The organism is Arthrobacter globiformis, from assembly GCF_030815865.1.
GTDB lineage: Bacteria > Actinomycetota > Actinomycetes > Actinomycetales > Micrococcaceae > Arthrobacter > Arthrobacter globiformis_B.
The window spans coordinates 2,168,704-2,194,241 of the sequence record NZ_JAUSXI010000001.1; the positions used below are offsets into that span (position 1 = coordinate 2,168,704).

Below are 25,538 nucleotides of genomic sequence, written 5' to 3' on the forward strand. Positions count from 1 at the left end.
GCCGGTTGTCCACATAGCGGGGGTGTCCACATAGCGCTGGTCTGGTATCGCGGACGCGGTGACCGGCGGCGGAAGCTGTTCTCATGACAGCACCGGAGCATCTCACTATCAGCGGTCCCGAAGACATTCTTGGCTACATCCCGCACAGTCTGGGCTACTGGCCGACGCAGAGCCTCGTGGCCATGACCATGCAGGGCATGCGCCTCGGAGCGACGCTGCGCGTCGACCTTCCGGAGGGCGGCGGACGCCGCGGCAGGGAGGCATTCGCCAGGACTGTGGCGGAGTACCTTCTGGCGGACAAGGAAGCTGACGGCACACTGCTGGTCTTCTTTACCGACGGCGGTTTTAGCGACGACGGCTTTGACGACGGCGGCAGAAAAGGTGCGGCGGCGTGGTCCTTTCGGCCCTTACTTGCCGATCTGGAATGTGCGCTGGGCCTGGCCGGCATGCCGGTGCGGGATGGCTGGCGCGTCGGCGACGAGTACTGGCGCAACGTTTACTGCACTGACAGCAGCTGCTGCCCGCCGCCAGGCCGGCCCATTGCCGAGATCCGGGACAGCCGGCTCAATGCCGAAATGGTGTATTTGGGCAGTAGCGTCGGCGCGTCTCCCGGTGCTGCGCTACCCGGCAATGCCAATACGCCGGCAGCGGAGGATGCGGCTGTCACGGCTGCAGAACGCGGGTGGACTCTGGCCCTGGCCGGAAAGGCGAACCAGCTGGCCCAGTTCGACGCGGTCCTCGACGCCTGGGCAGCTGTTTTGGAAGCCGCTCCGCCTGCATATCCCGAGGGATCCGTCCCGGGGAGAGCCGGTGTACTTGCGGCCCGTCCACTCTCAGGCGTTCCAGGCGGCGGGCTTGAACCGGAACTCGCCGGCTTCCTGCGCGCGTCCCTCCGTGTTCCGGCCTGGCGCGACGCCGTCCTGGTCATGGCGGCCGCGGGACGCGCCGCAGCGGCCGCAGGGGCGGAAGCCTTTGGCATTTTCTCGGCGGGGGAGGGATTGCCCGCGTCCTGCCCGCCGCTGCCGGAACCGCAGCTGTCTCCGAGCGGGCTTGCTGGTCCGGCAACCGACGCCCGGGAGACGTCCGCGGTACCCGGAACAGAACAGGCCGGTGATCGTTCTGAACAGGGCACTGCCACCGGTTGTCCTGAGCAGGCGCCGGTCTCCAGCTCCGGCCGGGATGCCTTGCCCGGCTATGGCGAAGTCCTGTTGGGCCTGAGTCCACCGGTGCCGGACTGGGACACGCTGAAACGCCTGGAGGGCCTGATGGTGGAGCTGTCGTGCGGCGGGGGCGAGGCGCAGGCCGCGGCACTAACGGCGACCGGCTGGATCGAATGGTGCCGGGGGAGGGGTTCCTTCGCGCATGCATCACTGAGTCGGGCTCTGGAAGCGAGTCCGGGATACCGGCTGGCCGAGCTGTTGTCCGAGGTGGTCAGGCGTGGGACGATCTGCGGCTGGGCAGGGCGCCGCGAGGCCGCGTGGCAGAAATTCGGATCGGACGTTGCCTAGATCAGGCCCGGCGAAGCCGGCGCGCCCCGTAACCGGGGTGTATCGCGCCCCGTAACCGGGGTGTATTACGGCCCGGTCGGCCTCTGGCAAGCAAAATCATGAGACAATGGAGGCCGAGACCCGGTTGGGTCCGTGAATCAATGCTTGCAGTGGATCCCAAACGGGAACATTGCGGCCGCCCCGGCAGTTCTACTTAGTGGCTCTGTCGGTCGGTTGCATCTGATGTCGATCACGGACTTGACAGGGTCATAGTGGTGTTGCCCGAAGGTGACTCCACAGACCGCCGCTAGAAAGGTTTTCTGTGACCCCGTCTTCCGCGAAGAAGGAACCCGCCGCCCTGGCCGTTGAAACTGCCGAGGAGAAGCCGGCGGCATCCAGCGCCAAGCGTCCCGCCACCCGTGCCGCTGGGAAGCCCGAGCCCAAGAAGCGCGGACCGAAGCCCGGAGCCAAGGCTGCGGCCGAAGCTGCCGGAAGCCGCTCAACCGACGACGCCGAAGCCGAGGAGGACCTCGACGAAGCGCAGCCCGACACCGCTGATCTGGTCGATGAACCCGACGAGGCCGGCAAGGAAGCCGCAGCGCCTACCGGTTCGGGATTCGTTTACTCTGACGCCGATGACGACGACGCGCCTGTCCAGCAGGTCATGTCTGCCGGCGCCACCGCCGACCCCGTCAAGGACTACCTGAAGCAGATCGGCAAGGTAGCCCTCCTCAACGCCGAGCAGGAGGTTGACCTCGCGCTCCGTATCGAGGCCGGCCTGTTCGCCGAAGAGAAGATCGCCGCCGACGATGGCTCCATGGATCCGAAGTTCAAGCGCGAGCTTGAGTTCATCATCCATGACGGCAAGCGCGCCAAGAACCACCTCCTCGAGGCCAACCTCCGCCTCGTGGTGTCGCTGGCCAAGCGCTACACCGGTCGCGGCATGCTGTTCCTGGACCTCATCCAGGAAGGCAACCTCGGCCTCATCCGTGCCGTCGAGAAGTTCGACTACACCAAGGGCTTCAAGTTCTCCACCTACGCCACTTGGTGGATCCGCCAGGCCATCACCCGTGCCATGGCGGACCAGGCTCGCACCATTCGCATCCCGGTGCACATGGTGGAAGTCATCAACAAGCTGGCCCGTGTCCAGCGCCAGATGCTGCAGGACCTGGGCCGCGAACCCACGCCCGAGGAGCTGGCGCTCGAGCTCGACATGACCCCCGAGAAGGTCGTCGAGGTGCAGAAGTACGGCCGCGAGCCCATTTCGCTGCACACCCCGCTCGGCGAGGACGGCGACTCCGAGTTCGGTGACCTCATCGAGGACTCCGAAGCCGTGGTGCCTGCCGATGCAGTGAGCTTTACCCTGCTGCAGGAACAGCTTCACTCCGTGCTGGACACCCTGTCTGAGCGCGAAGCCGGTGTTGTTGCCATGCGGTTCGGCCTCACGGATGGCCAGCCGAAGACTTTAGACGAAATCGGCAAGGTATACGGGGTTACCCGTGAGCGCATCCGTCAGATCGAATCCAAGACCATGTCCAAGCTCCGCCACCCGTCCCGGTCGCAGGTGCTGCGGGACTACCTGGACTAGGAAACGCTGGGCTAGTACACGCGAACGATGGCCAGGCATTCCGCCGGAAAACCGGTGGAATGCCTGGCCTTTGTCGTGCCCGGGCACCCTAGTGTTGGCATGCGAACGCATAGAAGCTGTGCGTCCCAGGGTCGCAAGCCATGACCTGAGTCGCCTCTCGGCAACACTCGTTAAAGTAACCAGCCCGTTCGGGTACCAGTCAGCAGGCACCCGACTCGGGCGACAGGGCCCGGCCGTTCCGGGCTATCTGGTCGAGGACCTCTGGATCTATTGACTGGTTCCACCCGGACAGGTTCCCGATAGCCCGTTTCCAGGCAGCGGCGGTGCGGTGGAGTGGTAGCTGTGGCCGGTTGGCGTAGTGATCTCCACGGTGTGCCTCGGACCCGTTCTGGGTTGGGCTTTCCAGCCGGGGAGTTCTTTGGTGTGGTTGCACGCTTCGCACAGTCCGGCGCCGTTGGCCAGGCTGGTGGTTCCGCCGTCGTACCAGGGGATGATGTGGTCGTGGTGGCGGATTGGGGCGTCGCAGTAGGGCGTGCGGCAGGTGTCGTCCCGGGCTTGGATGAAGCGACGCAGCGGTGCCGGGAAGAGACGCCTTCGCGAGTCCATGGCTACCAGATCAACGGTCCCGGGGGCGGTATAGAGGCGCCGGATCCAGGTCTTCAGCTCCTTCATATCGGCGGTGGAGTCGCCCGCAGCCGAATCTGCACCGCGGGAAGGACGCGACCCTGCTCTCCATGTCCTTGTTCGATGAGGTCCCGTGTGCCCAGGCGCCGGGGACGATGCCGTAGCCGGGTATCCGGGCGGGTTCGGTGTCGCCGGAGGGACTCGGCGTGCCGGGTCAGTACCGCGTACACGGCGACGCCCTGGTGGACGGGCAGCAGCGCTGTCAGGTACGTCATGCAGTCGGGTGCCGGTCCGCCCCGATGTGGCGTGGCTCGCGCGCTGGGCCACGGAACGAGGGTTCCGCCGGATGACCGCCGCCCGGACCGCGGCGATAACAGCCCGGGTCCCGGCACCGGTGAAGGCCCCGGCGTCTGCCGCGAGTTCCTCATCAACCGCGCACCGGCCGGCCGGACTCAGGCAGGCGGTCTCTTTGGCTACGTGCATGGCGCGCTCTTCATTCAGCTGCCCGTGTCCAGGGCGGCCAGGGCATGGGGCATCTGCACCAGGGCTTTTGCTGTGCCGAGGAGCCGGCGCCCACGGTTTGGGGACTCGCGCCGGGCCAGCGCGATTTGTTCGGCTGCCCCCAGGTCCCGGTCTTTCCCGCGGTCTTTGCCCAGGTTCTCGGCGGTCAGTGGCGCCTGGTCGGCGTGATCCTGGCGGTGACGGGCTTCGAAGGCCACCGAAAGCCGTGCCTGTTGCCCGGCGGCCCAGCACTTGATGTCCTCGTACGCGTGAATCTGGTCGATCAGCCCGGCATTGTCGGCGGTGAGGTCAGCAGCCGGGAGAAACGAACCCGAGGTGGTTGTAGGGGTAGCGGCCGCAACGTGCCAGGAAGTAGCGGCGCTGGAGGGAACGCCGTCATCGAATGGGCTGTCGCTAAAAACGCTGTCGTCAAAGAGGTCCTCGTCGAGAGGACGGTCGGCAAACAGGGCCTCAGGAAACGGGTCCTCCGGAAAGGATGCCGGAAACGCGGCGTCGGGATCATCGTCATACCGCAACCCGTTGTACGGGTCGGCGTGGAGAACCGCGGCGCCAGGGAAGGCAGCAGCGAGCAGAGTGCCGGCGCCCGCGTCGGCCGCCAGAGCCTGCTCCGATTCGCCGATTCCATCCACAGATACAGCGATGAGGGGCTCTGACATTTAAGCGATGCGTGCACACCGGCGCCGGGGGAGCATCCACGGGCAGTGGAACTGGCGATAAAGAAAAAGCCAGGGCCCCCGCGCGGGGGCCCTGGCTTTAAGCTTTGTTGTCTAGTCGACCGGAACCGGTGCCTTTTCGTGCAGCCGGTCCGTCTCATCGTGCCAGTCGGAGCTGAGCGGCCTAAGGGTCGCTTCGACGGCGCGTGAATGGTGGGCGCAGAAGAGCAGCTCACCTCCGGAGGACTCGAGTGCAACCCGGACGTATGCCTGCGCTCCGCAACGGTCACACCGGTCAGCTGCGGTTAGTGTGCGGTCGGCAACTGCTGTTGTCATGTCGGCCTCCTTAGTAGATCTGTACATCTATATAACCAGCATTCGCTGCCAAAACATGGCAAGGATGGGTCACTTTCGCTGTCCGCGTATCACGTGTGCGTAACGAACCCCCGCAGTTCGCTGACGTGTCAGGAGTGGCAGTCAGGCGTTTGGCGGCAGCGGGACTAGGCTAGAGGGAGCCTTTTAATGCCGATCCGGCCCGTTCCTCAAAGGAGTTCACTACCTGTGGCACCGAGTTCTGATTACACCGCCCGCCACCTTTCGGTGCTGGAGGGGCTGGAGGCCGTGCGCAAACGCCCCGGCATGTACATCGGATCCACGGACTCCCGCGGCCTCATGCACTGCCTCTGGGAAATCATCGACAACTCCGTCGACGAGGCGCTGGCTGGCTTCGGCCACGACATCAGGATCATCCTGCACGCGGATAACTCCGTAGAGATCCACGACGACGGCCGCGGCATCCCCGTTGACATCGAACCAAAGACCGGCCTCAGCGGCGTCGAGGTGGTCTTTACCAAACTGCACGCGGGCGGCAAGTTCGGCGGCGGCTCCTACACCGCCTCCGGCGGCCTGCACGGCGTCGGCGCCTCCGTCGTCAACGCGCTCTCGGCACGTCTCGACGCAGAGGTGGACCGGGGCGGCAAGACTTACAGGATGTCGTTCCGTCGCGGTGAACCCGGCCGCTTTAACGACAACGGCCGGCCTAACCCTACCGCCACCTTCGCTCCGTTCGTCGAGGACTCTGTCCTCGACATCGTCGGCAAGGCGAAGCGCGGCGTCACCGGAACGCGTATCCGCTACTGGGCGGACACGCAAATCTTCACTGCGGACGCCCGGTTCTCCTACGAGGAACTCACCGCGCGGGCCCGGCAAACCTCCTTCCTGGTGCCCGGCCTGAAGATCACCGTCCGGGATGAGCGCAAGCTCCCCGGCACGCCCGGTGAACTGGGCGCGCACGAGGAAGTTTTCCACCATGACGGCGGCATCTCTGAGTTCGTGGAATTCCTCGCCGCAGACTCCGGGGTCACGGACGTTTGGCGCCTGCACGGCGCCGGCAAGTTCAAGGAAACCGTCCCTGTGCTGGACGAGAAGGGCCACAGCAAGATCGCGGAAGTCGAACGCGACTGCGAAGTGGACGTCGCACTGCGCTGGGGGATCGGCTACGACACCTCTGTCCGCAGCTTCGTAAACATCATCTCCACGCCGAAAGGCGGCACCCACCAGGCCGGCTTCGAGCAGGCCCTCGTGAAGACCTTCCGGAAGGCCGTGGAAGCCAACGCGCGGAAACTGAAGGCCGGCAACGACAAGATCGAGAAAGACGACATCTTCGCCGGGCTCACAGCCGTCCTGACCGTGCGCCTCGCCGAGCCGCAGTTCGAGGGCCAGACGAAGGAAATCCTCGGCACCTCGGCGGTCAAGGCCATCGTGGCCCGGGTGGTGGAGAAGGAGATCGCGGCCAAGCTCAACTCCTCCAACCGCAACGACAAGGCGCAGTCGGCGCTTCTGCTGGAAAAGATCGTCAATGAGATGAAGTCGCGCATCTCCGCCCGTGTCCACAAGGAGACTCAGCGCCGGAAGACCGCGCTCGAGTCGTCCTCCATGCCCACCAAGCTCGCGGACTGCCGCACGGACAACGTCGCCCGCTCCGAACTGTTCATCGTGGAGGGCGACTCGGCCCTCGGCACCGCGAAGCTGGCGCGCTCCTCCGACTTCCAGGCACTCCTGCCGATCCGGGGCAAGATCCTCAACGTCCAGAAGGCCTCCGTGGGTGACATGCTCTCCAACGCCGAGTGCGCGGCCCTCATCCAGGTGGTCGGGGCCGGCTCCGGACGCAGCTTCGCGATCGAGGCAGCGCGCTACGGAAAGGTCATCCTGATGACCGACGCCGACGTCGACGGCGCACACATCCGCACGCTGCTGCTCACGCTGTTCTTCCGCTACATGCGGCCCATGGTGGAGGAGGGCCGCGTGTTCGCTGCCGTCCCGCCGCTGCACCGGGTGGAAGTCGTCAACCCCGGCCAAAAGGCCAACGAGATGATCTACACCTATTCCGAGGCTGAACTGCACGCCCTGCTGGCGAAGCTCGCCGCCGAGGGCAGGAAGTACAAGGAACCCATCCAGCGCTACAAGGGCCTTGGCGAGATGGACGCGGAACAGTTGGCGGAGACCACCATGGACCCCCGGCACCGCATGCTCCGCAAGGTGAACATCGAGAACGCGCAGCAGGCGGAAGCCACCTTCGACCTGCTGATGGGATCGGACGTCGCGCCGCGCAAGGACTTCATCATCGCCGGCGCGTCCAGCCTGGACCGCGAACGCATCGACGCCTAAGCGCCGGCGCCGAATCCATCGACGCCCTGGGCTGGCCCGGCAGGCAGGCTCAGCCCAGCAGGCCGGGAACGATCAGCAGGGCGGTGGGCATCGCCAGCAGCAGCGCGCACCCGGCAAGAACGGCTGCGCGGAGGCCTCCGGCGAGCGGCGGCCGGGGTGAGAGAAGGCGGCTGACGCGCGACGCCGTCGTGCTCGCCAGCCCGGCACCTCCGGCACCGTCCGGCAACTGCAGGCTTGCCCCGGCCAGGCCGGCCGGTTCCACGACGGCGGCCCCCGCGGGCGCGGCTGAACCGCTGGCAACGATGGCTATGGCCTTGATCAGCGTCACCTTGCTCTCCGTCTTGAGGGCAACGTCGTCCGCTAGCATTTCGATCAGGGAGTTCACGGCTTCCTGGGCAAGGCGTGTTGTGGGCAGCCACGGCAGTGCCTGGCGCCAGGCGGCGAACGCCCACAGCAGCAGGTGGTGACGCTGGGTCAGGTGCGCGTTTTCGTGGATCAGGACGGCTCGTAGCTCCGCCGGTTCAAGGGCCGCCATGAGCCCGTCAGAGAGCACCGTGACGGAGCGGGCGCCGCCCGGCAGGCAGTACGCCACCGGGGAGTCGTGGTTGATGACCACCGTGCCGGGCCCGTCGTCGGACGGCGATGCCAGGAGGGCCAGCAACTCGCGGTGGCGCCTGCGCTGGCGCTCAATCTTGTAATAGGTCAGCAGCAGCGTGAAGACGAGGTGCGCTGTCAGCAGCGCCGCTGCGGATAGCGCGAAGAGGTGCCAGAAACCCAGCGCGGTTGTGGGCGCTGCAAACAGCACCATGCCTGCCAGCGCGCGCAGGCCCGCAAGGAGGTTGTCGCCGACGGGTTCGAGGCCATAAACCAGCATGGCGCCGATCATGGACAGCCCGCCGGCGAGGCCGATGGCCTGCCACAGCACCATGGCCGTAAAAGGGTCGCGCGCCGGCCAGTGGGCACGCGAAAGAAGGATAGGTACCGGCCAGGCCAATACTATCGCCAGGACCGCCAGAAAATATGAGGTCCAGAACATCAGGTGTTAGCTGTGGCCAAGCAGTTTGCGCAACGTCTCCGCTTCACTTTCCGTCACTGATCCGATGAACCGGGCCAGCACGGCCTCGCGGTCCGGAGCGGATCCCAGCACTTCGTGCATGAGTTCGGCGGTGTGGTCTTCGCGGCTGGATACAGCCTGGTAGCGGTGCGGCCGGGTGCCGCGTTCGCGTTCCACGAGGCCCTTCTTTTCGAGCCGCGAGAGGACCGTCAGCACGGTGGTGACCGCCAGATCCTTGCCCTCATGCCCTGCTGCTCCGCCATGCGCTGCCGTGGTCTGCGCAAGCAGATCCCGCAGCGTGTTGGCCGTGGCTGCTTCGTGGCCCGCCCAGAGCAGGTCCATGACTGCGCGTTCGAGTTCCCCAAGACTTGCCATCTGTACATCCTTTTGACAACGCACTGCCAGGGGCCGATTGCCCGGCCCGTGCCGTGATTCCAATACTGCAACTTCAAATCTATCGCGTTTGGCGGTTTGTTTCTACATGAGGTAGAACGTTCGGCGCGTCGCAGGTGATTGCGTTCCTCCGGTGGTGCATGCCACCGTGTTTACAGTGTTCGCCCCGTGTTCTACACTCTGTAGAAGTTGAAGTTCTACGTTGCGTAGAAAACAGCGCTGGAGAGCTAGACCCAACCGTAAGTAGGGACCGCCTTGGACGCCTTGGAAATCGCACGCTGGCAATTCGGAATCACCACCGTCTACCACTTCATGATGGTGCCGCTGACAATCGGCCTGGGCCTGGTCGTCGCAGTGATGCAGACCGTCTGGTACCGCACCGGGAATCCGGCCTACCTGCGGATGACCAAGTTCTGGGGAAAGCTCTTCCTCATCAACTTCATCATGGGCGTGGCCACGGGCATCGTTCAGGAGTTCCAGTTCGGCATGGCCTGGAGCGAATACAGCCGGTTCGTGGGTGACGTCTTCGGCGCCCCGCTGGCCCTCGAGGCACTCCTCGCCTTCTTCGTCGAGTCGACCTTCCTGGGCCTGTGGATCTTCGGCTGGAAGCAGCTGAAGAAGGGCATCCACCTCGCCTGCCTCTGGATCGCCGTGGTGGGCTCCTTTTTCTCCGCCTACTTCATCATCGTGGCCAACAGCTGGATGCAGCACCCCGTCGGCGTCACGATGATTGACGGCCGCCCGGTCATGACCGACGCCTGGGCCGTGTTCACCAACAACACTGCCCTCGTGGCCGTGCCCCACACCCTCTTCGGCGCGCTTGCCGTGGCCGGGGGATTCCTGCTGGGCATCGCCTGGTACCACCTCTGGCGCCGGCGCCGCGACGGCATCGACGCCGTCGGGGCGGACGGTAAGGTCATCGCCGGTGAGGCCGCGATCCCGGGCCGCGACCGCACCGACTACACGGTGTGGATCAAGTCGCTGCGGATCGGCGCCGTCGTCGCCATGATCTCCTTTGCCGGAACCGCGCTCACGGGAGACCTGCAAGGCAAGCTGATGTTCGAACAGCAGCCCATGAAGATGGCCGCCGCCGAAGCCGCGTGCCACGACGGTACGGGATTCTCCGTCCTGAGTGTCGGCAACGTCGGCTCCCGCAACTGCGACGACATCGTGGCGCTGATCGAGGTCCCGGGCATCCTGTCCTACCTCGCCAAGGGCGACTTCACTACGGAGGTCAAGGGCGTCAACAGCCTGATCGAGCAGTACAAGGCGGACTACGGCACACACGTGCCGGACAACCCCATCTACGGTGACCGCGCCGGCCAGGAAGTCGAGTACGTGCCGGTCATGGAGGTCACCTACTGGGGCTTCCGGGCCATGATCGGCTTCGGCGGCCTGGCTGCCCTCGCCGCCCTGGTGGCACTCTGGCTGACCCGCAAGGGGACCGTCCCCGAGTCGCGCTGGCTAATGCGGCTGGCCGTGTTCGGCATTCTGGCTCCCTTCGGTGCCAACGCCGCGGGCTGGATCTTCACGGAAATGGGCCGCCAGCCCTTCGTCGTGGCCCCCAACCCCGACCTCAACGGCATCGACCAGGTCTTCATGTTCACGGCCGCGGCTGTTTCGCCAGGGGTTTCCGCTGGCGAAATCCTGACGTCCCTCATTGTCCTCACCCTGATCTACGCGGTGCTCCTCGTGGTGGAGGTGAAACTCCTCGTGAAGTACGTACGGGGTGGCGTCGCCTCGGCAATGCCCGAACTGGTCCACGCGCCGGTTGACGAGAACGAGGACGCCACGCCCCGCGACGGCGGACCGGACAAGCCCGGAACCTCCGACGACGTCCTGGCGTTCGCCTACTAAGACCCGAGGATACAAAGCATGGAACTGCTGCCAACCATCTGGTTCATTGCCATCGCCGTCCTGTGGACCGGCTACCTCTTCCTGGAGGGATTCGACCTTGGGGTCGGGATGCTGATGAAGATCTTTGCCCGCAACAACACCGAACGCCGCGTGCTCCTCAACACCATCGGGCCGGTCTGGGACGGAAACGAAGTCTGGCTTCTCACCGCCGGCGGCGCCACCTTCGCGGCCTTCCCATTCTGGTACGCCTCCCTGTTCTCCGCCCTGTACCTGCCCTTGCTGCTGGTCCTCGTCGCGCTGATCTTCCGCGCGGTGGCGTTCGAATACCGCGGCAAGGTGGACACCGACCGCTGGCGCAACACCTGGGACTGGGCGATCGCCGTCGGATCCTTCCTGGCCGCCTTCGGCGTGGGTGCCGCCCTGGGGCTGACCACCACCGGACTGCCGCTGGACGCCAACGGCGACCGCGACGGCGGGCCGTTCGCCTGGTTCAGCTGGTACGCGGTGCTGGGGGGCCTGGCAGTGGCTGGCTTTGCCCTGCTGCACGCCTTGGCGTTCCTGGCACTGAAGACCGATGGCGACGTCCGGCACCGCGCGCGGCGGTGGTTTGTGCGGCTGCTTCCCGTCCTGCTCCTCCCGATGGCGGGCTGGGCCATCGGCGTGCAGGTCCTCAGCGGTGAAGCCTGGACGATGGTTGTCCTCGCCGCGGCCGTGGTTGCCGCGGCCGTGGCCTGGGCCCAGGCCCGGAAGGGAAACGAGGGCCGGGCCTTCCTGGCAATCGGCGTGTTCCTGCTGGGCGGCTCCGCCTCCATCTTCGGGGCTGTGTTCCCGGTGGTCCTGCCGTCCACCATCGACCCCGCCTTCAACCTCACCATCGCCAACGCCTCGTCCTCGGACTACACGCTCGGTCTGATGAGCATCGCGGCGTGCATGGGGCTGCCGCTGGTGATCGCCTACCAGGCGTGGACGTACTGGGTGTTCCGCCGCCGCGTCAGCGCCGCCCACATTCCGGAGGCGCACAGCTTCCTGCCCGCGGTCGCCGCTAAAGCACTCATCAGGAAAGACTGACCCGCATTGAAACCCCAGTTCCCGTCCGGACCCTCCACCCGCCGCGCCCTCTACGGACTGGGCCTGCTGGCTGCCCTAAAGGCCCTGTCCCTGGTGCTCATGGGGCAGGCCGTCGCCGATGTGCTGGCCGGCCTCATGACGCAGGACGCCGCGTGGGCTGGCCAGCTGGGCTGGGGCGCCGCCGGCGTGGTGCTGCGGTCCGTGACGGTCTGGGCGCAGGGCGTCGCCGCGAGGCGCGCCGCCCTGGGCGTCAAGGAGGAGCTGCGCGCGCAACTGCTCGAGACGGCAGTGCGCAACCGAGTCCGGTCTGCAGGCCCTTCCGACGGCGGCCTGGCGGTGCTTGCGACCCGAGGCCTGGACGCGCTGGACAGCTATTACACGCAGTACCTCCCCGCGCTGGTGAACTGTGCGGCCATACCGCTGCTGCTCGGCGCCCGGATCCTTTTCGCCGACTGGGTCAGCGCGGTGGTGATCGTGCTGACGGTGCCCCTGGTTCCCGTGTTCATGGTGCTGATCGGCCGCTACACGGAGGACAAGGTGCGGGATGCCCAGGCCGCCCTGTCCAGGCTGTCCGGGCACATGCTCGAACTCGCCAAGGGACTGCCGGTGCTGGTGGGACTCGGCCGCGCCGCCGCCCAGCGCCGCGCCCTGGAGGACATCTCCGAGGATTACCGGTCGCGGACCATGGGGACCCTGCGGACGGCGTTCCTCTCCGCCCTCGCCCTGGAACTGATCGCCACGATCTCCGTTGCCGTGGTGGCGGTGTTCATCGGCGTCCGGCTCGTCCACGGCGACATGGCGCTGGAGGCCGGGCTGCTTGCCCTCATCCTTGCCCCCGACTGCTATCTTCCGCTCCGTGAGCTGGGGACCGCACACCACGCGAGCGACGACGGCCGGGCCGCCCTTGCTGAAACTACGGCGGTGCTGGAAGCACCGGAGCCCCGGCGCCTCGTGCCCGGTCCGGCCTCGGCCGGACCGGGCGGTGTGCAGGCCGCCGATGTGGCGGGCCCGCGCAGCCTGAGGGTCCGGGACCTCACGGTCAGCTATCCGGGAAGGCAGGGTCCCGCCGTCGGCCCCCTCAGCTTTTCGGCGCCGGCCGGACTGGTCACCGCGCTGGACGGCGCCAGCGGGGCGGGCAAGAGCACGGTGCTGGGCGTTCTCGCGGGCACGGTCGGAACCGGGGGCGGCACGGCGGTCTCAGGAACTGTTGAAGGATTCACGGCCGGGGATGTGGCCTGGGTGCCGCAGCATCCCGTGATGGTGGCGGACACCGTGCGCGCCGAAGTCCTGCTGTACCTGACGGCCGGGACTGTTACAGCCGGCACCGAAGTAACCAGTGCAGCAGCCGCCGCTGATGAAGCACATGCCGGGGGAGTGCTGCGCTGCCTGGCGGCCGTAGGCGCGGACCATCTGGCGGACAAGCATCCAGCCGAACTGAGCCCGGGCGAGCTGCGCCGCGTGGCCCTTGCCCGCGGGCTGGCCCGCATCGAGGCGGGAGCCACGGTATTGCTCCTGGACGAGCCCACAGCGCACCTCGACCGCGAATCGGCCAACCGTGTCCACCACGCGATCCGTTCGCTGCACGGCTGCGCCACCGTCATCCTGGTGGCCCACGACCGCCAGACGAGGGAACTCGCCGACCATATCGTGCCGGTGTCCGGCCGAGGAGCGGCGGCACCTTCTGCGCCCGCTGCTGAAATCACGACCACAGCCCATGCATCGGCCAGCGTCGCCGTTCCCAGTGCGTCGGCCGACGGCGGGGGAGTCTCCCGGGTGGAGGCCGGAACCAGGACGGCCGGCGTCCCAGTCGCCGAGGCACCACCCGGCTCCGGTGACGTGGCCGGCATGCTTGCCCGGCTGCTCGCACCCGTCCGCGGACGGTTCGCTGCCTCCGGAATCGTCGGGGCCCTGGCCGCCCTTTTCGCCGTCGCGCTTTCCGGGCTGTCCGGATGGCTCATCCTGCGCGCCAGTGAGCAGCCGCCCATCATGTACCTCCTGACGGCTATCGTCGGCGTCCGGTTCTTCGGCATCGGCCGCGCCGTTCTGCGTTACTGCGAGCGGCTCCTCCTGCACGAAGCCGTGTTTGCCTCACTGACGAAGCTCCGCGGCCGCCTGTGGGCGTCCCTCAGCCAGCGGGCGCTGTCCCTGCGCCGGCTGCTGCAGGGCGGCAATGTGCTGGGCGCCGTCATCGAGGACGTCGACACCGTCCGGGACCTGCTCCCGCGGGTGGTGCTGCCGCCGGCTACCGCAGTGGCGGTGGCCGCCGCTGCTGCCGGTACGGTGGGCTGGCTGCTTCCTGCGGCCCTGCCCGCAGCGCTCGCCGCCGCCCTGGTAAGCCTGGTGGCCGCTCCGGCCGCGGCGCTGCTCGCCGACCGGATGTCGGCACAAGCCGAACAGCGGCTGCGCTCCGGGGTCCTCCGGCGGGTCGCCGCGGCACTCGACGCCAGGGCAGAACTGCACGCGAACGGCGCGAAGCGGCCGGTTCTGGACGCCATCCGTGCGCTGGACCGGGACGCCACCGGCGCGGCACGGCGTTCGGCCTGGGCTGAAGGCCTGGGCCAGGCCCTTACCGTGGCCGCGTGCGGCGCGGGTGCCCTCTACAGCGCCGTACTGGCGGCTCCCCAAGTGCTGGCCGGTTCCCTTCCGGCGACCACCGTCGGCGTCGTCGTCCTGCTGCAGCTGGCGCTCGCCGAACCCTTTGGGGCCATGACGACGGCGGTACGGCAGTTTCCGGCATTGCATGCGGTCCTGCGCCGCATCGGTGAGTCGGGCGTCCTGCAGTCCCGAGAACCCAGCGCTGACGGCGTGTACAGCGCTGATCGCCAGGACGGCGTTGATGGCGGGGACACCGGGCGGCCTTCCCGGCCGGATTCCGGGGAGTTCGGGCAGCCGGGCGTTGAACTGGATGGATTGTCGGCCGCGTGGCCCGGGGGCGGGGCTGTCTTCAGTGGTCTGTCCGCCGTGGCTGAGCCCGGCCGCTGGCTGGCGGTGACCGGCCCGTCCGGCGCCGGCAAGTCCACGCTGCTGGCAGTGGTGCTGGGCTTTCTCCCTGCCCGGGCAGGCCGCATCGCGGTGACGGGCACCGCGGCGTGGTGCCCGCAGGAGGCGCACCTCTTCGACTCCACGGTCCGCGGGAACCTGCTGCTCGGCAGCCCCCGGCAGCAGTCCGGTGGGGAGCCTGCGGCGGAGGCCGAGCGTTCGATGCGCGAAGCACTGACGGCGGTTGGGCTGGCACCCCTGCTGGCGCGGCTGGAAGACGGCCTCGACACCCGCATCGGCCCGGGCGGAGCGTTTCTCAGCGGTGGCGAACGGCAGCGGCTGGCAGTGGCACGCACCCTCATGACACAGGCCGACGTGATCCTCCTGGACGAGCCAACGGCGCACCTCGACGCAGAATCCGGCCGGGCGCTGATTGCGGACCTGCGTGCCGGACTTGCGTCGCGCACCGTGGTGCTGGTGACCCATAATCCGGCCGACATCAGCCCCGCCGATGCGCTTCTGGACCTCCGCCCCGAACACCGGCTCTCCGCCTCCGCGGTGATGGCGTCCGGCCGGGGTTAGCCCACCAGTGCCTGCTTCTGGCGGCCGTTGACCACCGACGTGGCTCCGCAGTTCGAGCAGGTGATCCGGTAGGAGCGGGAGGTCGTGAAAACCGGGATGAAGAACAGCGTGAACTTTGTGGCGCGCTCCTCCAGGTGGTGGTGGGCGAACACGCCGCAGTACCGGCAGGATGCCGCCCGGCCGGGGAGCAGCTTCTGGACTGTCTTGAACCCGAAGAGTAGAAGCATGCTGTGCCTTTCAGGGAAACGCTGGGGTAGTTTTCCCAGCCCGATGATGGCACCAGCCTAAGGCTTCCCACGCCGCCGCGTCAGGCGTGGCAGGCAGCGTCAGGAATGATGGCGCGGCATCTTCCCTGCGGCTAGCCTGTTCCCATGACGCATACGGATGCCTCTGACCGGACCGCGGACGGCTCAGCTGAGCTGCCCGCCGTCGACTTTCCGGAACTGCACTGGCGCAGCGCCATACCCGCGGACCTGGACGCATGGGCTGCGCTGATCGCCAGGACCGCGGCCGTCGAGCAGCCGGTGTGGTTTGAAAGGCGGGCGGACCTGGAACAGATTATGGAGTCCAAAAACAACCCGGTGGGGCCGAACACAGTACTTGGCTTGGACTCCAGCGGCGTCCCGCGGGCGTACGCCCGCCTCACCAAGAACAAGGACGGGGCCAAGGCGCACGGATTCTGTGCCGTCGACCCGCAGTGGCAGCGCCGCGGTGTGGGCTCAGCCCTTCTGGCCTGGCTCGAGGCCCGGACAAGGCAGCGGTTCGCGGAAGATCACAGTGCAGGGCCAGACGGTGCAGGGCCAGACAGTGCGGCGCCGGACGGCGGAGGGCCGGTGCCACGGCTGCGGCTTTTCATCGAGCAGAAACAGCAGCACCAATGCGTCCTCCTGGAGGAGTCGGGGTATGAGGTGGTCCGCTACTACAACGAGATGCACCGCCCGCTGTCCGCGCCGCTGCCTGATGCACCACTGGACCACGGGCTGGAACTGGTGCCCATGGAACCCGGGCTGAGCGAAGCCCTGCGTTTGGCGCACAACCAGGTCTTTGCCGACCACTGGGGCAGCGAACCACGGGACGAGGAGTCATGGGGCTTCGTGGTCAACGACCCCCTGGCCCGGCCTGACCTCAGCGCCGTCGTGCTGGAGAGCCGCACGGGTGAGATCGCCGGCTACCAGCTGGCCAGCTATGACCCCGACAACACGGTGGCGCGCGGGTTCAGCGAGGGCTATACGGACCTGCTCGGTGTCCGCCGGGAGTTCCGAGGGCGCGGGATCGCCCAGGCGCTTCTGGCTGACGCGATGCGGCGCTTTGCCGCCGCGGGCCTGGACAAGGCGTCGCTGGACGTGGACTCCGAGAATCCAAGCGGGGCCATGGCGCTGTACCGCAAGATGGGCTACGTCCCGGTCAATACCAGCCTCGCGTGGGACAAGGTCCTTTAGCCGGACTGATTTGGGTCAGCCGTCCACGTCCGCAAGGTGATGGACGACGTCGTGCAGGAAATACTGCGCGAGCGTCAGGACGGTGAACTCCGAGCCGTTGCTGCGCAGGCCGGTCCGGCTCCACTGCGACTCCTGCACCCTGGCGAAGGATGCCGCAACCTGCTGGCCCTCCGTGGTGAGCTCGGCGCTCACCACGGCCGGGTCTGCATTCACGTAGTCGCCCTCTACCGCTGTCCGGTCCTGGTCCCAGTTCTCAAACTGGGCATTGTCCTCGGTGAGCATCAGGTTGATGCGGCGGTCGAAGAGGCTGAACACATCCCTGACGTGGCAGGCGTACTCCAGCGCGGACCAGGTGCTCTCGTCCGGCCGCTCGCTGGCGTCCGGCCGCCGGAGCACGGCCCGCCAGCGCGGCAGCATGTTTTCGACGCTGCCGGGAACTGTTGACGGCGTGACGGTGGACGCGTCGAAGCCGCACTGGCTGCAGGGGCGGGACAGGACCCAGGTCCAGTCTTTTTCATCCGGGACGATAGGCATGGCAGTAGTCTAGGCGGATTCAGGCCAGGCCATGCTCGGACCGATCACATCCACGGCCTGCGAGAGCGGGATGCCCGAACCGTCGCGCCGGCCGTGCTCCTGGGGCAGCGAGCGGGCTACCCCTGCCGACGACGACGCCTTCGCCGGGCCGTGGCCGGCCCACGCCAGCAGCAGCGTGTCCTCACCCTTCAGGAACCGGTGCGCCCGGACCCCGGCGGTGGCGCGGCCCTTGGCCGGGTATTCGTCAAAGGCCGTCACTTTGGCAGCCCCTGGGGCGGTGCCCGGCAGGGCACCTTCCGTGCCGGAAATGGTGACGACGACGGCGGCCTCGTCGCCCGGGGCGACCGCACCGAAGAACACCACCTGGTCGCCCGCGGCAAGCTTGATGCCCGCCATGCCCCCGGCTGTCCTGCCCTGCGGGCGGACGACGGCGGCGCTGAACCGCAGCAGCTGTGCCTGCCGTGTCAGGAACACAAGGTCGGCGTCGTCGGACTCTGCCGGCGCCACTCCCACCACGGTGTCCTTGTCCTTCAGCGTGATCACTTCCCAGTCCTCGCGGTTCAAAGGGTAATCCGGCTGCACCCGCTTCACGACGCCCTGCGCCGTGCCGACCGCCAGCACAACATCAAGGGGGGCGAACGCCACGAGGGTCTCACCCTTCAGCAGGGTAATGAAGTCCTTGGCCGGAACACCGCCGGCGAGGTTCGGCAGGCCGGACACCGGCGGGAGGACGGGCATGTCCATCACCTGGATCCGCAGCATGCGCCCCTGCGAGGTGACCGCAGCGATCTCGCCCCGGGCAGAGGTCTTGACCACCGAGCGGAACACATCGTGCCTGGCGCGCGGTCCGGTCTCAGCCAGGCTGTCCTGGTTTGCGGTCCGGGCAATCTGCCCGGAGGCCGTGAGGATCACCCAGCACGGGTCGTCCGCGATCTCAAGGGCCAGGGGAGCGGGCTTGCCCTTCGCCCCTGGCTTTCCCTCGACGGCGGCGGCGCTGGCCACAGTCGGGGTCACGGCCTCGGATTCCAGGAGCACCGTCCGCCGCGGGGTGCCGTACTTCTCCGCGATCTCCTCGAGTTCGCCGGACACCAGGTCCCGCAGCAGCTGATCGGATTCGAGGATGGCCTCCAGCTCGGCGATCTCCCTGCGAAGCTGCTCCTGTTCCTTCTCCAGCTCGATCCTGCTGTACTTGGTCAGCTGGCGGAGGCGGAGCTCAAGGATGTAGTTCGCCTGGATTTCGGAGAGGTCGTAGATGGACATCAGCCGCTCCCGCGCCGCGGAGGCCTCGTCCGAGGACCGGATGATTTGGATAACCTCGTCAATGTCCACGATGGCGATGAGGAGGCCCTCCACCAGGTGGAGGCGGTCCTTCTTCTTGCCAAGCCGGAACACCGTACGGCGCCGCACCACCGAGATGCGGTGGTCCACGTAGACAGTGAGCAGCTGGAGCAGTCCCAGCGTTTGCGGCTGCCCGTCCACCAGGGTGACGTTGTTGATGCCGAAGGAATCCTCCATCGGCGAGTAGCGGTACAGCTGCTGGAGCACGGCGTTGGGGTTGAAACCGTTCTTGAGCTCGATGACCAGCCGCAGGCCGTGCTTGCGGTCGGTCAGGTCCACGACGTCGCTGATGCCCGCCAGCTTCTTGCCGTTGACCGCGTCCTTGATCTTCTCGATCACCTTTTCCGGGCCCACCATGTACGGCAGTTCGGTGACCACGAGGCCGGTCCGGCGGGCCGAGAGCTGCTCCACCTCCACCTTGGCGCGGGTCTTAAAGGAGCCGCGGCCCGTGGCGTAGGCGTCCCGGATTCCGTCCAGGCCCACGATGCGGCCACCGGTGGGCAGGTCGGGGCCGGGGACGAAGCGCATGATGTCTTCCAGCGTGGCGTCCGGGTTGGCGATGAGGTGCCGGGCGGCGGAGATGACCTCGACGAGGTTGTGCGGTGCCATGTTCGTGGCCATGCCGACGGCGATGCCGGTGGTGCCGTTCACCAGCAGGTTGGGGAACGCTGCTGGGAGGACTTCCGGCTGGGTGAGCTGGTTGTCGTAGTTGGGGACGAAGTCCACAACGTCCTCGTCGAGGTGGTCCGTCATGGTGAGTGCTGCCGCCGCCAGGCGGGCTTCGGTGTACCGCGGTGCAGCGGGGCCGTCGTCGAGCGAGCCGAAGTTTCCATGGCCGTCGATCAGGGGAAGCCGGAGCGAGAAGTCCTGGGCCATGCGAACCATGGCGTCGTAGATGGCGGTGTCGCCGTGCGGGTGGAGCTTGCCCATGACCTCACCCACCACGCGGGCGCTCTTAACGTGGCCGCGGTCCGGACGGAGGCCCATGTCGCTCATCATGTAGAGGATGCGCCGCTGGACGGGTTTCAGGCCGTCCCGGGCGTCGGGCAGGGCCCGGGAGTAGATGACCGAGTACGCGTACTCCAGGAAGGAGCCTTCCATCTCGGAAGTCACGTCGATATCGACGATGTTTTCGGTGTAGTCCTGGACTGTTTCCCCTGCGGGGGTGCGTGTTTGGCGGCGTGCCATGGGGCTGGTAGATCCTTTTGGGGTGCACTTCGGGAGGTTTAGCTAGGCTAAGCCTATGGTGGATCAGCCCGGGGACGGCGAATATCCGGAATATTGGGAGGCTGATGTCGTTCTGAGGGACGGCGGCACAGCGCATTTGCGGCCCATCCATCCCACCGACGCGGACGCCGTGCAGACCTTCCACACGCGGCAGTCGCAGGACTCCATCTACATGCGGTTCTTCGCCTTCAAGGAGCGGCTCTCCAGCCGCGAGCTCAAGCGTTTCACGGAGGTGGATTACCGGGACCGGGTGGCTTTCGTGATCACCATCGGCGGGGACATCATCGGCATTGGCCGGTACGACCGGCTGGATGACCCCGCGGAGGCCGAGGTGGCCTTTAACATCGCCGACGCGCACCAGGGCCGGGGCATCGGCTCGATTTTGCTGGAGCACCTCGCGGCGGCGGCCCGTGAAAACGGGATCCGCCGGTTCAGCGCCGAGGTACTGCCCGAGAACCGCAAGATGCTCATGGTCTTCTCGGACGCCGGATACGATGTCAAACGACATTTCGACGACGGCGTGGTGAGCCTGGAGTTCAATATCGACCCCACGGACAAATCACGCGCCGTGATGGAAGCACGGGAGCACCGTGCGGAGGCGAGGAGCGTCCAGGACCTGCTGGCGCCGTCGTCGGTGGCGGTGATCGGTGCGAGCCGCCGGTGGGGAACCGTGGGGTACCAGCTCCTGGAACACATCATCGAAGGCGGCTTTACCGGCCCCGTCTACGCCATCAACCCCGAGGCCTTTGAACTGGCCGGCATGCTGTCCTTCGGCAAGCTCTCCGACGTACCCGGGCGGGTGCAGCTGGCGATCGTCGCGGTGCCCTACGAGGAAGTCCCCAAGGTGGTGGATGAGTGCGCCGCCGCCGGCGTGAAGGGGGTCCTGGTGGCCTCCGCCGGGTTCACCGAGGACGGGGAGCGGGGCCTCGCCCGGCAGCGGGAGCTGGTGCGGCAGGCGCGGGCCAACGGGATGCGGGTCATCGGGCCGGCCTCGCTCGGCATCGTGAACACCAACTCCGCGGTGTCGCTGAACGCCTCCATGGCGCCCAGCCTGGCCCGCGGCGGCGGCCTGGGGCTGTTCAGCCAGTCCGCGGCGATCGGGGTGGCCCTGTACGCGGCGTCCAGCCGGCGCCGCGCCGGCATCTCCACGTTCCTCTCGGCCGGAAACCGGGCCGATGTGTCCGGCAACGACATGATGCAGTTCTGGGAGGACGACGCCGACACCACCGCCGTGGGCCTGTATCTGGAGTCGATCGGCAACCCGCGCAAATTCTCCCGCATCGCCCGGCGGCTCGCGCGGACCAAGCCGGTGATCGTGGCCAAGTCCGCCTCCATGGGGCTGCAGCTGCCGCCCGGCCATGCCGTGCGCACCACCCAGGCTCCGGCCGATGCGCTGGACTCGATGATGCGCCAGTCCGGCGTGATCCGGGTGGAGACCGTCGAACAGCTCATGGACGTGGCGCAGATCGTGTCCGCCCAGCCGCTCCCCAAGGGAGCCGGCGTCGCGGTGTTCAGCAACTCCGGGGCGCTGGGGAAAGTAGTGGCGGACAGCGCCGAGTCCCACGGCCTGGGCGTGGAGGAGCTCGTGACGGAGCTGGATCTCGACGCCGGCATGTCGCGGGCGCTGCCGGCTCTGCGTGAGCGGCTCCGCGACGTGCTGGCCAAAGAGGCAGTCCACGCCGCCGTGGTTGCCTTCCTTCCGGCCCGCGGGCTGACCGTTGAGAACATTGCCGCAGCGCTCGCAGAATCCTCCGCGGAGGCCGGAAAGCCGGTGGTGGCGGCCTTCACCGGCATCCTCGATCCGTCGGTGTACGTGGAAGGCATGGTGGGGGAGGGCTCCGGCACGGCACCGGTGCCGTGCTACTCGAATCCGGGGGCGGCCGTGGCCGCCCTGTCCGCCGTCGTGCGCTACGCCGAATGGGCAGGGCGGGACCAGGGCCTCTTTGTGGAACCTGACGGATGCGATCCTGACGCCGCGCACGCCGACCTCGAAAACCTGCTGGCCGATGTCCGCGGCGAGCAACTCAAGAAACTCAGTCCCGACGACGCTGCCCGCCTGCTGGCGCATTACGGGATCAGGGTGATGCCCTCGGAAGGCTTTGAAACGGACGATGAAGCCGTGGAGGCGGCCGGCAGGCTGGGCTGGCCGGTGGCACTGAAGACCACCGATCCGACGCTGCGCCACCGGCTGGACCTCGGCGGGGTGCGGCTGGATATCCAGGATGCGGACTCCCTCCGGGTGAATATCCTTCAGATGCGCCGGGCGCTTGAGCCCTACGGTTCGGCGTCGCTGGAGGTCCAGACGATGGTTCCGGTGGGCCAGGCCTGCACCCTGCGCGCCATCGAGGATCCCCTGTTGGGGCCCGTGGTGTCCTTCGGGCTGGCCGGGGACGCCGTGAACCTGCTGGACGACTGGGCGCACCGGGCGCCGCCGCTGTCTGATGGGGACCTGCGTGACCTGGTCCGAAGCCCGCGCGCGTCCCGGAAGCTGTTCGGCTACCAGGGCCTGCCCGCCGTGGACGTTTCCGCCTTGGAGGACGTGGCCGCGAGGCTGGCACGGCTCAAGGACGCGCATCCGGAAATCGCCCTCGTCGAGTTCAACCCGGTCCTGTCCACGCCACAGGGGGCGTTCATCCTTGCCGCCGACGTGCGGATCGGCAACGCCGCGCAGCGCACCGACAGCGCCCGCCGGGCAATGCGCAGCTAGCTACCGGGTTAGCATGTGCCACACCGATCTGTGAAAATGGGGAAATGAGCTCCCAGCCTCCCACTTCGAAGCCTCAAGCGCCCGACCACAGCCCGCAGGCTTTCCACCACAGCTCACACAACCACAGCGTGCAGGGCCAGAGCCTCGATGGCGCCCTGCAGCAGGCCGGCTTTTACCCGCTGCTGGTGGCCGACGTGGTGGATGACGCCCTGGATGGCCGGGACTGCCTTGCACACCTGGTCCACCTCGAGACGCATTTTGACCGCGCCGAGGTCCGCCGGCACATCACCGTCCTGGTCCTCACCGAGGACATGCTGGTGATCACCCACGTGGACGACCAGCAGCTCGACGAGGCGGGCGAGCAGATCGTGGCACAGATTTCCACGGAGTCCGTCCCGGTGGCGCAGATCCGTTCGGTGGTCCTGAGCTACATGTACGCCCAGCCGCAGAACTACAAGCCTTCCGACCCCGTCCGCGAGGTCACTCTATCCATCGCCTGGTCCGGCGGCCAGCGTCTGGACATGGGGCCGGCGAGCTGCGGGGACCCGCAGTGCGAGGCCGACCACGGCTACAGCGGCACCATCGCCCAGGAGGACATCGTCCTGCGTATCAGCGCCGAGGCGGACGGCCTGCAGGCGGTCCAGGATGCCAAGCTCTTTGCCCGTGCCCTGCGCGCGGTGAACACCGGATCCGCCAGCCCGGTGCGGCATGCGCCGTCGGGCACCCACCCGCGTCCCCGCATGGGCGTTTTTGTCAACCGGCTTAGCCGCGGGCACAAGCGCTGAGATGCGGGAGAAGGAAAACCATTCCTCAGACTCTGCAACACGAACCACGGAATCCGGGCCTGCCGTAAGCGGCCTGCCGGCCGCACCGGCCTACGGCCGCCGCTCCGTGGCCGAGGTGCTGGGCAGTGCGGCAGCCAGCCTCGGGATACCGGGCTTCGAGAACGCGCTGGGCCTCCCGCAGGCCAGGCGCGTGTGCGTGGTTTTGGCCGACGGGCTGGGACGTAGCCTGCTCAAGCAGAAGACCGCGCACACCCCCTTCCTCCGCGGCGTCCTGCAGCAGGGCCAGGGCACTGTGCCCGTCTGGCTGGATTCCGCGTTTCCTTCGACCACCGCTGCCTCCCTCGCCAGCCTGGGCACGGGACTCGCTCCCGGCCAGCACGGCCTGGTGGGATATGACGTTTTGGATCCCGCGCAGGACAAAGTGGTCAACATGCTGGGCAACTGGGATGCCGGCGTGGACCCGCAGCAGTGGCAACCCTTCCCCACGGTCTTCGAACGTGCCTCCGAACATGTTGCCGTCACTACCGTCAGCCTTCCGCAGTTCGGCGGATCGCCCATGACCCAGGCGGCGTTGCGCGGCGGCACGTTCGTCTCGGGCATCACCTCCCATTCCCGAACTGAGGCGGCGGCCGAGGCGATGGCGGACGCGGAGTCCGCGCTCATGTACTTTTACGTGAACGACCTGGACAAGGCCGGCCACCGGTATGGCGCGCAGTCGCCGCAGTGGGAGCACCAGCTTGAAGAGCTGGATGCCACCGTCAAGCGGCTGGATGCGACCCTCCCGGCCGGAACCACAGTGCTGGTCACGGCCGACCACGGCATGCTGGACGTCGCGGAGTCTCAGCGCCTCGACTACGCCGCCGATCCCGCCCTCGTGGACGGCGTTCGGCACACCGCCGGGGAACCGCGCATGGTGCACCTGTACCTGGAGGACGACGCCGGCGATGCCGCACGGGAGCGTCTCCTGGCGGCCTGGCGTGCCCGCTTCGGTGACAGGATCTGGGCCTTCACCAGGGAGGAAGCCGTGGCTGCAGGGCTCTTCGGAACGGTCCGGCCCGAGGTCACGGGACGGCTGGGCGATGTGATGGTGGCAGCCCGGGACGCACTGGCGTTCTACGACACGCGCCGGGTGCGTCCGACGGCCATGGAAGTGGTGGGCCAGCATGGTTCCCTGACCAAGGCCGAGCGCGAAGTCCCGCTGCTCAGTTTCCAGGCTTCCGGCAAGACAGCAGGCCGCCGGGGATCCCGTGGCTGAACTCGTCTTTTTCTCCGGAACCATGGACTCCGGCAAGTCCACCCTTGCGCTGCAGATGGACTACAACCACAGCGCCCGCGGCCGGGGCGGGGTGCGGTTCAGCCGCAACGACCGCGCCGGCGACTCCAGGATCTCCAGCCGCCTGGGGCTGCAGACCGAGGCCGTGGAAGTCGTCGATTCCACGGACTTCTGGGACGAAGTGGTGCTCCGCCGCACCCAGGGGATCCGCGTCGACTACCTCATCTGCGATGAGGCACAGTTCTATTCAGCCGCCCAGGTGGAGCAGCTGGCACGCGTGGTGGACGAGATCGAGGTGGACGTCTTTGCCTTCGGCATCACCGCGGACTTCCGGACCCGCCTCTTCCCGGGTTCGCAGCGCCTGATTGAACTCGCGGACCGGGTGCAGGTCCTGCAGGTTGAAGCGTTGTGCTGGTGCGGCCGGCGTGCCACCCATAACGCCAGGACGGTCGACGGCGTGATGGTCACCGAAGGTGCCCAGGTGGTGGTTGGCGACGTGGACATGGCCGTTGATCCTCCGGCCGGCGATCACGGCAGTGATGCAGGCTATGTGCCCGTGGTGGGCTACGAAACGCTGTGCCGGAGGCACTTCATGCGCCGCGTCACCGCTCATGGCGCCAGCATCATTGCCCAGCAGGACCAGCTGCTCCCGTTCGAGGTGGACGCCTGCCTGTGGCACGGTTCCAGCGGAAGGGCCGGCGCAGGCGGAAGGGCCAGTGCCAGTGGAACTGCCGGTGCCAGTGGCCGGTCCGGCAGCTAAT

19 protein-coding genes are annotated in these 25,538 nt (G+C 67.4%); 11 read left to right on the top strand and 8 right to left on the bottom strand.

The genetic code is table 11. The features are described 5' to 3' along the window. Nucleotides 1-83 precede the first annotated feature (83 nt). Nucleotides 84-1,508 carry a DUF4192 family protein gene (locus QFZ33_RS09865; protein WP_307026985.1) on the top strand — a complete coding sequence of 475 codons (1,425 nt, stop codon included), beginning with the start codon at nucleotides 84-86 and terminating at the stop codon, nucleotides 1,506-1,508. Nucleotides 1,509-1,809: 301 nt separating this feature from the next. Then, entirely contained in the window at nucleotides 1,810-3,075 is a 1,266-nt protein-coding gene (locus QFZ33_RS09870; protein WP_307026987.1) for an RNA polymerase sigma factor, read from the top strand. Between the two features lie 267 nt (nucleotides 3,076-3,342). Here the strand turns inward: QFZ33_RS09870 and QFZ33_RS23875 are convergent, their stop codons facing one another. From QFZ33_RS23875 to QFZ33_RS09880, 3 genes are all read right to left on the bottom strand, one after another. Continuing rightward, on the bottom strand, nucleotides 3,343-3,747 hold the full coding sequence (locus QFZ33_RS23875; RefSeq protein ID WP_373427253.1) for an HNH endonuclease: 405 nt from the start codon (nucleotides 3,745-3,747) through the stop codon (nucleotides 3,343-3,345). 449 nt (nucleotides 3,748-4,196) lie between these two features. Further along, nucleotides 4,197-4,877, bottom strand: a complete 681-nt coding sequence (locus QFZ33_RS23880; RefSeq protein ID WP_373427254.1) for a hypothetical protein — start codon at nucleotides 4,875-4,877, stop codon at nucleotides 4,197-4,199. Nucleotides 4,878-4,988: 111 nt separating this feature from the next. After that, a complete protein-coding gene (locus QFZ33_RS09880) occupies nucleotides 4,989-5,210 on the bottom strand; it encodes a DUF7455 domain-containing protein (protein WP_214852595.1) in 222 nt (73 codons plus the stop codon). 225 nt (nucleotides 5,211-5,435) lie between these two features. Between QFZ33_RS09880 and QFZ33_RS09885 the strand changes: the two genes are divergently transcribed. After that, nucleotides 5,436-7,541 carry a DNA gyrase/topoisomerase IV subunit B gene (locus QFZ33_RS09885; RefSeq protein WP_307026990.1) on the top strand — a complete coding sequence of 702 codons (2,106 nt, stop codon included), beginning with the start codon at nucleotides 5,436-5,438 and terminating at the stop codon, nucleotides 7,539-7,541. Nucleotides 7,542-7,590: 49 nt separating this feature from the next. Here QFZ33_RS09885 and QFZ33_RS09890 read toward each other — a convergent pair whose 3' ends face one another. Both QFZ33_RS09890 and QFZ33_RS09895 read right to left on the bottom strand, forming a co-directional pair. Further along, complete coding sequence (locus tag QFZ33_RS09890; RefSeq protein ID WP_307026992.1) at nucleotides 7,591-8,577, bottom strand: M56 family metallopeptidase; 987 nt, start codon at nucleotides 8,575-8,577, stop codon at nucleotides 7,591-7,593. A gap of 6 nt (nucleotides 8,578-8,583) precedes the next feature. Then, nucleotides 8,584-8,970, bottom strand: coding sequence for a BlaI/MecI/CopY family transcriptional regulator (locus QFZ33_RS09895; protein WP_307026993.1), 387 nt, complete (start codon nucleotides 8,968-8,970; stop codon nucleotides 8,584-8,586). A 273-nt stretch (nucleotides 8,971-9,243) separates the two neighbouring features. On the opposite strand from QFZ33_RS09895, the gene QFZ33_RS09900 reads away from it, so the two are divergent. From QFZ33_RS09900 to cydD, 3 genes are read left to right on the top strand one after another with little or no spacing between them, the layout of a single operon-like run. Then, nucleotides 9,244-10,845: a cytochrome ubiquinol oxidase subunit I gene (locus QFZ33_RS09900; RefSeq protein WP_307026995.1), complete on the top strand. Its 1,602-nt coding sequence runs from the start codon at nucleotides 9,244-9,246 to the stop codon at nucleotides 10,843-10,845. An 18-nt stretch (nucleotides 10,846-10,863) separates the two neighbouring features. Beyond that, on the top strand, nucleotides 10,864-11,913 hold the full coding sequence (gene cydB, locus QFZ33_RS09905) for a cytochrome d ubiquinol oxidase subunit II (protein WP_307026997.1): 1,050 nt from the start codon (nucleotides 10,864-10,866) through the stop codon (nucleotides 11,911-11,913). Nucleotides 11,914-11,919: 6 nt separating this feature from the next. Further along, complete coding sequence (gene cydD, locus QFZ33_RS09910) at nucleotides 11,920-15,474, top strand: thiol reductant ABC exporter subunit CydD (protein ID WP_307027000.1); 3,555 nt, start codon at nucleotides 11,920-11,922, stop codon at nucleotides 15,472-15,474. Here the strand turns inward: cydD and QFZ33_RS09915 are convergent. Continuing rightward, nucleotides 15,471-15,701 carry a zinc-ribbon domain-containing protein gene (locus QFZ33_RS09915; protein ID WP_307027003.1) on the bottom strand — a complete coding sequence of 77 codons (231 nt, stop codon included), beginning with the start codon at nucleotides 15,699-15,701 and terminating at the stop codon, nucleotides 15,471-15,473. The genes cydD and QFZ33_RS09915 overlap by 4 nt on opposite strands. A 144-nt stretch (nucleotides 15,702-15,845) precedes the next feature. Here QFZ33_RS09915 and QFZ33_RS09920 point away from each other — a divergent pair, with 144 nt between their 5' ends. Continuing rightward, a complete protein-coding gene (locus tag QFZ33_RS09920; RefSeq protein WP_307027005.1) occupies nucleotides 15,846-16,913 on the top strand; it encodes a GNAT family N-acetyltransferase in 1,068 nt (355 codons plus the stop codon). Between the two features lie 15 nt (nucleotides 16,914-16,928). Here the strand turns inward: QFZ33_RS09920 and QFZ33_RS09925 are convergent, their stop codons facing one another. Then, a complete protein-coding gene (locus QFZ33_RS09925) occupies nucleotides 16,929-17,447 on the bottom strand; it encodes a DinB family protein (protein WP_307027006.1) in 519 nt (172 codons plus the stop codon). A 9-nt stretch (nucleotides 17,448-17,456) separates the two neighbouring features. Beyond that, the gene (locus tag QFZ33_RS09930) at nucleotides 17,457-19,973 is read right to left on the bottom strand and encodes a DNA gyrase/topoisomerase IV subunit A (protein WP_307027008.1); all 2,517 of its coding nucleotides are present in this window, start codon (nucleotides 19,971-19,973) and stop codon (nucleotides 17,457-17,459) included. A 55-nt stretch (nucleotides 19,974-20,028) separates the two neighbouring features. On the opposite strand from QFZ33_RS09930, the gene QFZ33_RS09935 reads away from it, so the two are divergent. From QFZ33_RS09935 to QFZ33_RS09950, 4 genes are read left to right on the top strand one after another with little or no spacing between them, the layout of a single operon-like run. After that, nucleotides 20,029-22,719 (top strand): bifunctional acetate--CoA ligase family protein/GNAT family N-acetyltransferase, encoded by a 2,691-nt coding sequence (locus QFZ33_RS09935; protein WP_307027011.1) that lies wholly within the window; start codon nucleotides 20,029-20,031, stop codon nucleotides 22,717-22,719. A 44-nt stretch (nucleotides 22,720-22,763) separates the two neighbouring features. After that, a complete protein-coding gene (locus QFZ33_RS09940; protein WP_307027012.1) occupies nucleotides 22,764-23,504 on the top strand; it encodes a DUF5998 family protein in 741 nt (246 codons plus the stop codon). 1 nt (nucleotide 23,505) lies between these two features. After that, nucleotides 23,506-24,759: an alkaline phosphatase family protein gene (locus QFZ33_RS09945; protein WP_307027014.1), complete on the top strand. Its 1,254-nt coding sequence runs from the start codon at nucleotides 23,506-23,508 to the stop codon at nucleotides 24,757-24,759. Then, on the top strand, nucleotides 24,752-25,537 hold the full coding sequence (locus QFZ33_RS09950; protein WP_307027016.1) for a thymidine kinase: 786 nt from the start codon (nucleotides 24,752-24,754) through the stop codon (nucleotides 25,535-25,537). The genes QFZ33_RS09945 and QFZ33_RS09950 overlap by 8 nt, the downstream gene beginning before the upstream one ends. Nucleotide 25,538 lies beyond the last annotated feature (1 nt).

Coding starts and splice junctions, on each gene's coding strand:
- QFZ33_RS09865 (WP_307026985.1), top strand. CDS start 84: ATGACAGCACCGGAGCATCTCACTATCAGCGGTCCCGAAGACATTCTT.
- QFZ33_RS23875 (WP_373427253.1), bottom strand. CDS start 3,747: ATGAAGGAGCTGAAGACCTGGATCCGGCGCCTCTATACCGCCCCCGGG.
- QFZ33_RS23880 (WP_373427254.1), bottom strand. CDS start 4,877: ATGTCAGAGCCCCTCATCGCTGTATCTGTGGATGGAATCGGCGAATCG.
- QFZ33_RS09880 (WP_214852595.1), bottom strand. CDS start 5,210: ATGACAACAGCAGTTGCCGACCGCACACTAACCGCAGCTGACCGGTGT.
- QFZ33_RS09890 (WP_307026992.1), bottom strand. CDS start 8,577: ATGTTCTGGACCTCATATTTTCTGGCGGTCCTGGCGATAGTATTGGCC.
- QFZ33_RS09895 (WP_307026993.1), bottom strand. CDS start 8,970: ATGGCAAGTCTTGGGGAACTCGAACGCGCAGTCATGGACCTGCTCTGG.
- cydB (WP_307026997.1), top strand. CDS start 10,864: ATGGAACTGCTGCCAACCATCTGGTTCATTGCCATCGCCGTCCTGTGG.
- QFZ33_RS09915 (WP_307027003.1), bottom strand. CDS start 15,701: ATGCTTCTACTCTTCGGGTTCAAGACAGTCCAGAAGCTGCTCCCCGGC.
- QFZ33_RS09920 (WP_307027005.1), top strand. CDS start 15,846: ATGACGCATACGGATGCCTCTGACCGGACCGCGGACGGCTCAGCTGAG.
- QFZ33_RS09925 (WP_307027006.1), bottom strand. CDS start 17,447: ATGCCTATCGTCCCGGATGAAAAAGACTGGACCTGGGTCCTGTCCCGC.
- QFZ33_RS09930 (WP_307027008.1), bottom strand. CDS start 19,973: ATGGCACGCCGCCAAACACGCACCCCCGCAGGGGAAACAGTCCAGGAC.
- QFZ33_RS09935 (WP_307027011.1), top strand. CDS start 20,029: ATGGTGGATCAGCCCGGGGACGGCGAATATCCGGAATATTGGGAGGCT.
- QFZ33_RS09940 (WP_307027012.1), top strand. CDS start 22,764: ATGAGCTCCCAGCCTCCCACTTCGAAGCCTCAAGCGCCCGACCACAGC.
- QFZ33_RS09945 (WP_307027014.1), top strand. CDS start 23,506: ATGCGGGAGAAGGAAAACCATTCCTCAGACTCTGCAACACGAACCACG.